The 11,210-nt window shown below is 35.3% G+C and carries 10 protein-coding genes; 1 reads left to right on the forward strand and 9 read right to left on the reverse strand.

Annotation, left to right across the window (positions count from 1 at the left end; all coding sequences use genetic code 11):
• Positions 1–26: 26 nt before the first annotated feature.
• The 9 genes from EA341_RS18525 to EA341_RS18565 all read right to left on the reverse strand — a co-directional run bounded on the left by EA341_RS18525 (position 27) and on the right by EA341_RS18565 (position 7,578).
• A complete protein-coding gene (locus tag EA341_RS18525; protein WP_293016663.1) occupies positions 27–1,028 on the reverse strand; it encodes a hypothetical protein in 1,002 nt (333 codons plus the stop codon).
• A 133-nt stretch (positions 1,029–1,161) separates the two neighbouring features.
• The gene (locus tag EA341_RS18530; protein WP_293016664.1) at positions 1,162–1,728 is read right to left on the reverse strand and encodes a Pycsar system effector family protein; all 567 of its coding nucleotides are present in this window, start codon (positions 1,726–1,728) and stop codon (positions 1,162–1,164) included.
• Positions 1,729–1,801: 73 nt separating this feature from the next.
• Complete coding sequence (locus EA341_RS18535) at positions 1,802–2,593, reverse strand: AAA family ATPase (RefSeq protein ID WP_293016665.1); 792 nt, start codon at positions 2,591–2,593, stop codon at positions 1,802–1,804.
• Positions 2,586–2,870, reverse strand: a complete 285-nt coding sequence (locus EA341_RS18540; protein ID WP_293016666.1) for a hypothetical protein — start codon at positions 2,868–2,870, stop codon at positions 2,586–2,588. The genes EA341_RS18535 and EA341_RS18540 overlap by 8 nt, the downstream gene beginning before the upstream one ends.
• Positions 2,851–3,195, reverse strand: coding sequence for a hypothetical protein (locus EA341_RS18545; protein WP_293016667.1), 345 nt, complete (start codon positions 3,193–3,195; stop codon positions 2,851–2,853). The genes EA341_RS18540 and EA341_RS18545 overlap by 20 nt, the downstream gene beginning before the upstream one ends.
• Positions 3,196–3,421: 226 nt before the next feature.
• Entirely contained in the window at positions 3,422–3,997 is a 576-nt protein-coding gene (locus EA341_RS18550) for a pyridoxamine 5'-phosphate oxidase family protein (RefSeq protein ID WP_293016668.1), read from the reverse strand.
• Positions 3,997–4,179 (reverse strand): CPXCG motif-containing cysteine-rich protein, encoded by a 183-nt coding sequence (locus tag EA341_RS18555; RefSeq protein WP_293016669.1) that lies wholly within the window; start codon positions 4,177–4,179, stop codon positions 3,997–3,999. Before EA341_RS18555 ends, EA341_RS18550 begins: the two co-directional genes overlap by 1 nt.
• Positions 4,180–4,286: 107 nt before the next feature.
• Positions 4,287–6,899, reverse strand: coding sequence for an ATP-dependent chaperone ClpB (gene clpB / locus EA341_RS18560; RefSeq protein ID WP_293016670.1), 2,613 nt, complete (start codon positions 6,897–6,899; stop codon positions 4,287–4,289).
• 190 nt (positions 6,900–7,089) lie between these two features.
• Complete coding sequence (locus EA341_RS18565) at positions 7,090–7,578, reverse strand: hypothetical protein (RefSeq protein WP_293016671.1); 489 nt, start codon at positions 7,576–7,578, stop codon at positions 7,090–7,092.
• 175 nt (positions 7,579–7,753) lie between these two features.
• Here EA341_RS18565 and EA341_RS18570 point away from each other — a divergent pair, with 175 nt between their 5' ends.
• Positions 7,754–10,891: a histidine kinase N-terminal 7TM domain-containing protein gene (locus EA341_RS18570; protein ID WP_293016672.1), complete on the forward strand. Its 3,138-nt coding sequence runs from the start codon at positions 7,754–7,756 to the stop codon at positions 10,889–10,891.
• The last annotated feature ends 319 nt before the right edge of the window (positions 10,892–11,210 follow it).

Genomic DNA, 11,210 nt, shown 5'->3' on the forward strand with positions numbered 1-11,210 from the left:
AAATAATAAAATCATTTTGGAAAAAATCAATTAATCGACCTACAAGCTCCCAAAATCTGATTATTGAACTTCCTATCGTCCTTCAAAATATCAAAAAAATCTTCTAGAAACTTCCTCATATTATTCACTTCTTTTGAGTTCAAAAGCGTCGTATTCTTTTCAAAGGTCTCCCAAAGAATTGATTCTTTTTCTAGATATCCAGCCCTGACCTGTTGAAAAACACCTGGATCAAAACAAACCCCTCTATACAACCTTTCTCTAACCGTGGCAATTGGTAAACTCTCATTTACCACCGAATAAGGAGCATCTACTAATCCAGCCATATCAAAATCATATGGCAAAGGAATATACTTCCTACCCACCATCATTAGGGTACTATTGTGTTGTGCAACGGTGGACCAATCGGTATTGGCTATCATAAACTGAAAAAAATCATGCTGCACAGCAGTAGTATCGTGAAGCCTAAAAGGGTTGACCTGAACATCTTTTGCCAATTTCCCGCCAAACCTTTCGGCAACCAGCTTATCATCTTCAATCAAAATCCCTTTGACTGCATAGGTTTTGGGCTGTCTACCTGAAACATCAGTGATATTCAGGTCAACAAGTCTTGTTTTGAAATAATATGGACTAAAAACTTCATATAATTTATAGGCCAAATATTCTTTAACCAGAAGATCATCTTTTCCTTGTGAATCGTTGCAAGGCAACACAAGCTTAAGGTTTTTATGATTTTCAAAAATCCCACCCTTTCTTATTTTTTTCTTAATTCGGATTTTTAATGGTGGGAAAAAACATGTTTTTCTCCTGAAGTTTCCTCTTGCCCTCACTTCTACAGCTAAAGAATCCCATTCATTTTTTGATTCACTAAACAACATTACTGTAGGAGTTCGGTCTTTCTTTTCCTTCTTTTTTCTTACTTCTTTAAAAGAAAAAGCAAGCTGCATTTCAAGTACTTCCTCACTCTCAAAAAGATCTGTCATTTTGCTGTATTGTCCAAAAACAGGAGCTACCAACAGCAAGTAAGGCATCAAAAACAACAGACTATTTTTGCAACACTTAGAAAAAATAAGATTATAACTTCGATAAAGAAAAATATTCATATTGAAGGCATTAATTTTAAAACACCTCAATATACTGAAAAACAAGAATATACAATATTTTCTATGAGATAAACATGAATAAAACAAATGCCATTGTACCCATGGCTATTCCAAGAATAAATAAACTGTATGCATAGCCCAAGAGCCTGTACTTGCTATCTAATACAACTCCTTGTTGGTACAAGGCAATAGACATTTGTTCATTCATTTCATTTTTTGAAGTCAGGACTTTCGAAATCTCATCCAAGTAATTATTCAACGAAAGTCTAGCGCTTTCACCAAAAAAAATCAGACTTCCCTTTTCAGGTTGGTATGGTTTTCTGTCTTTAGAAATGATTTTGGGTTTAGCAGCTTGTACAGCTAATGCTGTGGAAATAAGACAAAATACCAAAATCAAACCTACTGGAAGAACAACTTTCAAACCCATTTCCTCAAATTGATTGGCAATTGCTCCATAACCGGAAATCGCAATGATAGCAGAAATAACCAATGTATTGATGCTAATTAGCATATTGGCCTTGTTATCTGCAATATGGAGGAGTCCAATATTATTTTTAAAAGTGACCCTATAAAAGGTCTGTGCTTCTCTCGATGACTTACCCGATTTAGTTTTAGAATCCTCTATCATGTTCAGCTTAATTGACATTCCTAAGATAGAAAATATATCTATTATCTAGTATTGTAAACGAATCAAAATCAATTCAAAGGTTCAACCAAGATTGGTGAGAAAAATCATCTGACACTTGCTGGACAAAAAATTCATCAAATATCAATTTCGTTTTATCTTTATATTCATCATCCAAGTGTATCAATTCACAATTAAATACGGAATACTCCTTCTGGAATTGAGCAAACACTTCCTCAAAACTTAAATACTCTTTTACAGGAGACTGAGAACCGTTTAGGCTTCCCAGGTCCTCTTGCATTAAACCTCTTTTAGGCGCGGAAATATAAAAATATGACTCAATCCCCTCTTCCGATTTTTTAAACAAAGAAATATCCAATGCTTCCGTAGCCACACTACAGATTTCAGTAAGCCCCATATTCTCCTCAATAGAGTAAAGTGTACAGATCAGTATATCTTCTGTCATTTCTTTGATTGAGTGAGAGGGGAAGTAATCGGGTCCGGATTTTTGAACTCTTTGGAATGCCTCATTTGCATCAAGATCCAAAAAGATTATCTCTGTGTTGATCCCTAGTTTCTTTGCCAAAGAAATTAGGTCAGCTATCCCCTCATCTTCTCCATTGGCATTGTATTCCACAACAAGCTCCTCATTATTGATGATCGCAAAAAAGGCCAAATCAGATGCTTCCATATATAAATCCAAATCCATTTCATCACCCTCTATCAATAAGTCACAACTCCCATATTTATTTTTCCATAGAGCAGGAATATCTAATACTTGGCAAGTTGGATTCCTTCCTTTATAATTCTCTATAAATGTGCTTTTTCCTACTCCAGAAGCACCGACTACAAATGTTATTTTACTCATCGTCATAAATTTTAGAAGGGTTTAAATTCATTAATTTCTCATAGGTTTCAATATTTTTTTCAAGCAACTCGAAAAGTAAATTGACATTGATATCATTGCTGTTTTCAAACATTTCAACACTGAACTCAAAGGTATCTCCAACTTCAAAAGCCTCATCTATCTCATGAAATTCTCCTGCCAATCCCAAATTGATGATTCCATATATTAATTCCTGATGTTGCTTTTCTAAGTTTTTTAAAACCAACTCCAAGTTTGATTTATAATTGTGATTTTCCATATCTAAGGCGCTTTGCATAGTTGAACATGATTGACCATATCTGGTGGTAGATATCCAATTTATCCTTTTGAGAATCTGATGTAGCTATTCTGTTTTTAAAGTTGGGATAATCAATTCCCATAACCTGATTAAACATTAGCTCCGCAAACTCATTCTTGGAAACCAATACCCTAAAGCGATAATCCGCATTAGGAATCTCAATAATTCTTAGTTCAGAGAAAATACTTAGTAGGTCTTTGCGAACCCTTGCCCTGACCAATAGAGTATCCGGTTTGTCCCAATGCTGGACTATTGAAATAAATCCATTCGTTGATGCTATCCACATATTAAATTTGTTTTGTTTTCAATTCTGAGTTTGTAATCAACTCCAAGAATAGTGTGAAATCAGGGCGACAAAAAAATCAATCCCATTAAAAAATCTGCTTTTACTTTTGTCAATTGATTACCTCATCAAGGTACTTAAACAATAATCATAAAAAAAATAATTGACACAGGTTGTCTGTATTTGTCAGTCTCTATTTCTTTAAAAAAAACATCTATGATGTATATCCTTAAGGAACAAGCCAAGAGCCTTTCCAGATTGTCTCCTTGCGTTTAAAAGAAGCCCTGATATGTTCCATACCACTAAGCTGCAAAACATCGATTTTTTCAGGAATAACTTTAATCACGGCGAAGTTGCTCGGATCAGTTAAGTCCTCATTCCACGAATAGGCCCTATTAAGATCTTCAATCATTTCGCCTGGAGGAAGGCTTGAATTATAAGCTTTTTGAGCCTCCCCTTGTATTTTGCTCCATTCCCGATTGGCTATTTCGTTCTGCTGATGGATAAATGCTTTGGCACTAACTCTAAGCTGAACCCTTTTTTGAGGATGATAAAAAAGAAGACTAACGTTTGGGTTTGCTACAATAGACTTTACTTTTTCAGTCCTGAAGTCACTGAAAATATACATTTCCAGAGTTTTACTGACAGACCTAAGCACAACATACCTCGTATCGGGAAAAGATTGACTATGAGTTGCCAATACTACAAAACGAAAAGGATGCTTTTTATCCAAAGCTCCCCTGTGTAACTCGTGAGTTATTGCCTTGAATATTTCTTCCAGACTATCTTTTTTTTCAAACAGCATTATTGTTCTATTGAATTGGCTTCAAAATACACTAACTCACCTGACTCCATTTCCAGGCTGATTTCTATTGGGTTACAACAGACCTCGCAGTCCTCAATGTACTGCTGTTTGTAAATAGACGGGTCTAGCAACATTGAAATTTCCTCAAAACAATAAGGACACTGGAAAAAATGTTCTAACATCGAATATCTATTTTCATATTAACTTCAATCTTTTTGAATATGTTTTATTGTAAAAAATAAAAAGGCCCAAGGATTAACCCCAGGCCTTTTGGTAAATTAAAAGGTTGCTATACTTCTACTGAATCGATGTTTTTGAAATAAACCTGATTATCTGCATCCAAATCAACCAATACAGCCGAGTCATTTTTGATATACCCTGATAATATTTGCTTGGAAAGCTCATTGAGAATTAACCGCTGCATTGTTCTTTTTAATGGTCTTGCCCCAAATTGAGGATCGAAACCTACATTTCCCAAATAATCCAAGACTTCAGGAGTAGCTTCGATTTCAATATTGGACTCTTCCAGTCTTTTCTGAATTTCTCTCCATTGAATATCTACTATTTTTCTAATGACCTTCTTATTCAAAGGCTCAAACATGATGGTTTCATCTATTCTGTTAAGAAACTCTGGTCTAACTGATTTTTTCAAAAGGTCAAAAACGTCCATTTTGGTCCTTTCCATGACCTCATCTTTATTCCATTCTTCTATTTCAGCAAATCTTTCCTGAATTAGGTGCGAACCAATATTCGTAGTCATGATGATAATTGTGTTTTTGAAATTGGCAATCCTCCCTTTATTATCCGTCAGTCTTCCATCATCCAAGACTTGCAAAAGAATATTAAAGACATCAGGATGGGCTTTTTCAATCTCATCTAACAAGACGACCGAATACGGCTTTCTTCTAACCGCCTCAGTCAATTGCCCACCTTCATCATATCCAACATATCCTGGAGGTGCTCCTACCAGTCTGCTGACCGCGTGCCTTTCCTGGTATTCGGACATGTCGATCCTTACCATAGCATTGTCATCATTGAACAAATATTCCGCAAGTGCTTTAGCCAATTCAGTTTTACCTACTCCTGTTGTTCCCATAAAGATAAATGAACCTATTGGTCTTTTTGGGTCCTGGAGCCCTGCTCTACTTCTTCTAACAGCATCAGAAAGTGCGATGATGGCTTCTTTTTGACCAGCTACCCTGTTACCTAGCTCATCTTCCAAATGCAAAAGTTTTTCTCTCTCACTTTGAATCATTTTAGAAAGAGGAATTCCCGTCCATTTAGCCACTACAGAGGCAATATCTTCACTATCTACTTCCTCTTTCAATAGGGGAGAACCCTGTTGCATTTCTTCCAACTGACTTTTAAAACTATCCAGCTTCTTTTCAGCCTCTACGATTTTTCCGTATCTGATTTCAGCTACTTTGCCGAAATCTCCTGCCCTCTCCGCTTGCTCTGCTTCAAGCTTAAATTTATCAATATTTTCTTTTTCCCTTCGAATACCCATGATCACAGCTTTCTCCGACTCCCATTTAGCCTTTACGGCTTGTCTTTTTTCGGAAAGCTCAGCTATTTCTTTACTCAAAATTGCTTCCTTATCCTTGTTGTTTTCACGACGGATAGCTTCTCTTTCAATCTCCAGCTGCATCACGCGCCTATTAAGCTCATCAAGTTCTTGAGGTAAAGAATCAATTTCCATTCTGAGCTTAGCCGCTGCTTCGTCCATAAGGTCAATTGCTTTGTCTGGAAGAAATCTATCTGAGATATAACGCTGGGACAGTTCAACGGCTGCAATGACCGCATCATCTTTTACTCTGACTCCATGGTGAAGCTCATACTTATCTTTGATTCCTCTTAAAATGGAGATTGCGTCGGCCGAATCAGGTTCATCTACCATCACTGATTGAAATCTTCTCTCAAGAGCTTTATCCTTTTCTATATACTTTTGGTATTCCTTTAGTGTAGTGGCACCTATTGCGTGTAATTCTCCTCTAGCCAAAGCTGGTTTTAGCAAGTTGGCCGCATCCATTGCTCCTTCTCCGCCACCACCTGCTCCAATTAAAGTATGGATTTCATCAATGAACAGGATAATTTCTCCATCTGAGTCTGTCACCTCTTTTATCACTGCTTTAAGTCTTTCCTCGAATTCACCTTTATATTTTGCTCCAGCAACCAATAGACCCATATCAAGGGATATCAATGTTTTGGACTTTAGGTTTTCCGGTACATCTCCGCTTACAATCCTTTGAGCCAAACCTTCAACGATGGCTGTCTTTCCAACACCGGGTTCCCCTAGAAGTATAGGATTATTTTTTGTTCTTCTAGCCAGAATCTGTAACACTCTTCTAATCTCTTCATCCCTGCCTATCACAGGATCTATTTTACCCTTTTTAGCAAGTTCATTCAGGTTTTTGGAATACTTTTCCAAAGCTCTATATTTAGATTCAGCATTTTGGTCGGTCACTTTATTTCCCTTTCTTAATTCTTTAATGGACTCTATTAGTAATTTTTCATTGAGCCCTTGATCTTTCAGCAGCTGGGCTGTTTTATCTGATCCGGAAAATATTCCCAAGAGCAAATGCTCGATGGCTACGTATTCATCACCAAAAGTTTTGAGGTAATCTTTTGCTTTTGATAAGGCTTGATTGGAAGCGTTGGAAAGATAAGGCTGCTGCCCGCTAACCTTAGGGAAGCCATTAATAATTTCATCTGTTTTTTGAATTATTTGATTCTTGTTGATACCTGATTTTTTCAATAAAAAATCTACAACATTTTCATCTTCTGTCAATACCCCTTTTAATAAATGAGCAGGTTCTATGGCCTGTTGCTGGGTAGCAATAGCCAATTCAGCAGCCTTTTGAATAGCCTCCTGGGACTTTATGGTAAACTGTTTTAAATTCATTTTTATAGTTGGTTATAAGTTGAGTTCAAATTCCTGAACCCATCATCAAAAAAATATCCAACTTAAAACAGATGTATTTTTCGGAAATTATGTCATAAAATAATCAGATCTAAATAGAAATAATGTCTTTTTGACATAAAAAATATCTTCAAAGTCCCTGAATGTTTTGACAAGAAATAGACATGAAAGTCTATTGATCCTGAGATTTTGAAAGGGAACTTGATGAATACCTTTCAATATCTCTTTGGTACTTATCAATTTTTGCTTGGGCCTCATGAATGGCTATTTCCGTTTTTTTCATATTCAATTCCATTTTTGTGATATCGGCATCACTGGCTTTGCCTTTTTGCTTGGCTTTTTCAATTTTCAGGTTTTGCTTGGCAAATTTCACTTCTGCTTTTTGCTTCTCATTTAAAGACTTATCATAATTTCTTTGAGCTTTCTGAAGATTTTTAATTCTTTTTTCTTCTGCTTTAATCGCTGCTTCAGACAGCTTTTGTTCTTTTTTAGCATTTTTGAGTTCGGCTTTTTCTAAAGCAATTGCCTTTTTATCTTCTTTAAGTTGTCTTTTAAGTTCAGTTTTTTCTTCTTTGGTCAGCTCCTTGGATTCTTGTGCGAACAAACCATTTGCAGACAAAATAAAAAACAAAATGACTGCAATGAGGGTCAATTTTTTCATAATTCTCTCGATTTTATTCAATTTTAAGTTAATTTAATATTTACAATTCTCCTATTAATTCCTTTAAAATATAATATAAGTCTATTTATCAATCAGAAACTTTTAATATAACTAGTGACATTGTCAAATAGAATTGAATTAATTGATAAATTAAGGCCATAAATAATTCTTTACAATGAATTTGGAATTCACCTTTAATCCCCTGGCTATACCCATACTCATTACGAGTTTGGCTTTTTTGATTTTAGCAATATTTACTTTCCGAAGAAAGGGTGATAACGGTGAGGTTTTCTTCGCTGGATTACTTACAGGGTGTTTTATTTATTCTTTGTTTTATGGTTTGGAATTATTAGGCGCAAATGAATACACCATTGTAATAACCTATAAACTACAATATGTGGGAGGTGTTTTAATAACACCGTTTCTTTTACTTTTTGTAATTCAATACTCTGGCAATCATAGGTACATCAATAGTCTTTTGGTATCATCGGTTTTTCTAGTTAGCGGATCCTTTTTGTTATTTTTATTTACCAATGATTATCATAACCTATTTTATAGAAATCTTAGCTCTGAATATAATGGTTTATATCTTTCAATAAGCTATGATAGGGGGATTCTTGATATTGCATACGAAAGCTTTAACAATATACTTATTTTGGTCTCCAATTTAATTTTGATCAAAATGTACCTTTCAGTACCTAAAACTTATCGTAATCAGGTATTGACTTTGTTGGCAGGAACTACTTTCCCTTGGTTGGCACATAGCTTTTCATTGTTGGGTTTTTCATTTTACAATATTGACTTTGTGCCTTTCACTTTATTGATAAGCGCATTTTTCATTTATCGGGGACTTTTCAGTTTTGGCCTTTTCCAAAAGAATCCTATTGCATTCAAGATGATTTTTGAAAACCTGAATGACGGTATTATAATTTTTGATAAGAAAAAAAACATCATTGCTTCCAATAAGAGGGCCACACAAATATTAGGTCAAAGTAATTATCAAATTCAAAATTGTTCTGTCCAAGAAGTATGCAGTGGAATTCCAGAACTTGAAAAACTCTTCATGTCAGAGGAGATTTTTGAAGTAGAGTTTTCTGACCCGAAAAATCAATTATTTTATGCTGGTTTCTTAAAAAACACAGATGAAGGAGATCTTGAATATTTATTTTTAAGGGATATTACAAAACAAAAACTTGCAGAAGAAAAGATAAGATTAAACGAGCAAAAGCTGCAGAACATAAATACCAGTCTGCTTCGAAATGAGAAAATGTTAACCTCAATAGCTTTTGCCACAAAAGAATTGCTTTCTAATGCTGATTTGACAAGGGCCATTCAAAAAGCTATTACCATCCTAGGCGATGGGGCTAATGCAGACAGAGCTTACTTATTTGAAAACAGCATAGATGAAAATGGAAACTATTTTAGTTCTCAGAGATTTGAATGGAGCGCTCTAGGCGTGGAGCCTGAGATTGATAATCCTAATTTACAAGACTTACCTATTGGACTATTTGGGGAATCTATGGATTATCTCATCAAAAACCAGATATATACTAATTTGGTAAAAAATATTGAAGACCCAGAACTTAAAGGGCTATTAGATAGCCAGGCTATAATTTCGATTTTATTAATTCCTATTTTCGTAGAAAAGACTTTTTGGGGCTTTGTGGGATTTGATGATTGTCAAAATGAAAAACAATGGAGCGAAGGGGAAACAGCTTTATTGATCAGTTTTGCAGAAAGCATCTCAAATGCGATAGAAAGAAGAAATATGGAGAATAATCTTCGAATTTCCATGGAAACAGCTAAAGAAGCAAGCGTAGCAAAATCAGAGTTTCTTGCAAACATGAGTCATGAAATACGGACACCGTTAAATGGTATTATCGGATTTTCCGATTTATTAATGAAAACCGATTTAAATCAAACCCAAAAAGAATTTTTACAATCAATTGTTGATTCTGGACATCTCCTTTTAGACTTGGTCAATGATGTTCTCGACTTCTCTAAAATAGAAGCTGGAAAACTAGAATTAAGCCTTTCCAAAATAAATTTAGCTGAGCTGGTGAATGAATCTGTCAAATTAATCAAACCTATGACAGATGAGAAAGGATTAGAAATAATCATCAAATTACCTGAAAATCTTCCTGCATATTTTTCTGCAGACGCTACTCGGCTTAAGCAGGTTTTGATAAATTTATTGAGTAATGCTGGGAAATTCACGCAAGAAGGGAAAATAGAGTTAGTGATCACTGCAGAAGACCTGATAAAAGAAGACTATGCTGATTTGGAATTTGCAGTCATAGACACTGGAATAGGTATATCTGAAGAGAAAAAAGATATCATTTTCGAAGCTTTTGCACAAGAAGACAACTCAACAACTAGACGATATGGGGGAACAGGACTTGGGCTTTCAATAAGCAACAAAATCCTAAAGTTAATGAACAGTAAACTAGAGTTAGAAACAGAACTTGGAAAAGGAAGCAAATTTAGCTTTAAGCTGACCCTCCCTATAGAAAAAGCAAACGAACCGTCCTTAGTTAAAGAAATAATAGCTATCGATAAACCCAATAAAACTGTAAGTAAGAATAAAATTAAGATTCTATTGGTTGATGATAATCCTGTCAACATGCTTTTGGCCAAAACTATTGTTAAAAACATCTTACCCTCCTCCAGGATTTTTGAAGCAAGAAATGGAAAAGAGGCTGTAGACAGCCACATAGAGAATAATCCAGATTTAATTTTTATGGATATTCAGATGCCTGAAATGAGCGGATATGAAGCAACCGTTGAGATAAGGAAATATGAAAATGGAAGAGGAAGGGTCCCAATCATAGCACTAACTGCTGGTACCGTTAAAGGTGAATATGACAGGTGCTTGTCTGCAGGTATGGATGATTATTTATCCAAGCCTGTTGTAGTGGCTGATATTCAAGAAAAAATTGAGAAATACATTGACATATCTGTAGGGCAAGAAAAAGAAACTCAAATACTCTCTAAACTAGAAGAGTTCAGAAAATCAGATCCTGATTTCTTTAAAGAACTTTTAGAAGTAAGCAGTGCCAATCTCTCAAAGTTAAAAGAGGATTTGCTAAATATTTGCAAAACATCTAAGGATACCAATGCCATTAAACAAACATGCCACGCTATAAAAGGGGTGGCATTAAATCTTGATCTAAATAATTTGAGCAAATATACAGCCTCTGCTGAATCAATGGAGCATTTAGATGAATCTTCAAGGCAAAAATTGATATCTGATATTCATATAGAATTAGATGCTATCCTTATATCCTTAAGTAAGGAAATAGCAAAAGCATAAATCAGAGCTGAGTCTAAAGATCTTCACTTTTTGATCTTATTCTACGCACGTCGCGCCCCTTTTATCCAGCATTAAGTTTGAACATTTATTAGGCAAAAAAAAGACCTTTAGTTTATTCCAAATAGTCTGAATAAATGAGGTGGGGCTGCAGATTCTCAGAACGATCCTTGCACTTCAATGCGCCGCCTATTACCGCTATCAGGCAGGCATCTCCGCTGTAGGATCCTTCCTCCCGCAGCGGGTTTTAGTAAATACCCGCTTAAACCATCATTGGTAAGTCAAAAATGCTTAAACGCAAAAAAGCCAGTACCGAATGGTA

Origin of the sequence: Mongoliibacter sp. (genome assembly GCF_007692705.1) — a bacterium.
Classification (GTDB): Bacteria; Bacteroidota; Bacteroidia; order Cytophagales; family Cyclobacteriaceae; genus Mongoliibacter.